The sequence below is a fragment of the Specibacter sp. RAF43 genome (assembly GCF_052114065.1).
Lineage (GTDB): Bacteria > Actinomycetota > Actinomycetes > Actinomycetales > Micrococcaceae > Specibacter.
In genome coordinates, this window is the sequence record NZ_JBFREA010000060.1 from 1 (window position 1) to 1,358 (window position 1,358).

General features: G+C 74.8%; 1 protein-coding gene. It reads left to right on the top strand.

Annotated elements, in window-relative coordinates:
• The coding region (locus AB4Y80_RS16870) for a DUF222 domain-containing protein (protein ID WP_442215491.1) at positions 1 to 1,358 on the top strand (1,358 nt) is incomplete at both ends.

Genomic DNA, 1,358 nt, shown 5'->3' on the forward strand with positions numbered 1-1,358 from the left:
ACCGCCGGGGAGCTGGAGCGGACCCTGACCGGGTACGCGCGGGAGGAATCCCCGGACTTCCTGCGCCGCCTGGGCACCCGGGCCCTGGCGCTGCTGGATCCCGACGGGCAGCAACCCACGCACGGGGAACTGCTCGCCARGCAGGGCCTGTTCTTCCGCCACCCCCGCCGCGGGCTGATCCACTTCGAGGGMCACCTGACCATCCTGCAATACGAACACCTCATGACCGCCATCGGCTCCGCCACCAACCCCCGCCCCCACACCGCCTTCAACGACATCAACCCCCCACACCCCGACAACGRCRCCAATGCCRCGGYCGGGACGGTGCCGGCCGGGCAGGGCGAGCTGYTGGASMTCTTCCGCACCGCATCCGTCACGGTTGCCGGTGAACCGGCCGCCMCCGTCGCGGGCCCGGCCGGAWCCGGCSRCGCGGCGCCCCCGGCCTGGCCGGCRCCACCGCCGCCGGTGTCCGGGCCCCGCGGCACCGGGTGGCGCCAACCCCTGGCCCCGGCAGACATCCCGCCCCGGCCCCCGCAGGCGCCCCCGAACGCGCTGCCGCCCGTMTAYCCGGGYGAGTCCTGGTTCTGGTTCGACCCGCCCCCGCAACCCACCAACGACACCACCGCGCCCGGCACGCCCGCGCCCGCCAACGGCACGGACCGCACCGACGGCACAACCGCGCCCGGACCCGGCACGGACGGCACGCCCGGACCTAACACGTCAGATGACGGTGCTGCCGGCACGGCGGCGGCGCCGCCGTGGCCGCGGCTGATCGACGGGATCCGGGTGCCCGCACCCGGCRCCGCGGAGGAGCTGCCCGGCCTGGACACCACCGACCCGGCCTCCACCGACCCGGCCGTCCAGGACCGGCGCACCCACGCCCAACGCCTCCTGGACGGACTCATCGACTGCCTCAAACTCGCCGCCCGCACCGCCGCCCTGCCCGTGAACGGCGGCCTGAAACCCCAACTGTTCATCACCACCACCGAGGCCGAGCTGCACCGCACCACCGCCACCGGCCGCCCCGCCGGGATCGCCACCGCCCCCTACACCGGCCCGCAACCCCTGGCCGCCTTCACCGAAGCCCTCTGCGACGCCGACACCACCCGCCTCACCTACGCCGGGGACGGGAGCATCCTCAACATCGGACGCACCCAACGCCTCTTCACCGCCGCCCAACGCAAAATCCTGCTCGCCCGCGACCTGGGCTGCACCTTCCCCGACTGCACCGCCCCCGCCTGGTGGACCGAGGCCCACCACCTCACCCCCTGGCAGCTGGGCGGGGAAACCGACATCAACAACGCCGCCCTGCTCTGCAGCCGCCACCACCACCTCCTCCACCACGGCGCCTGGACCCT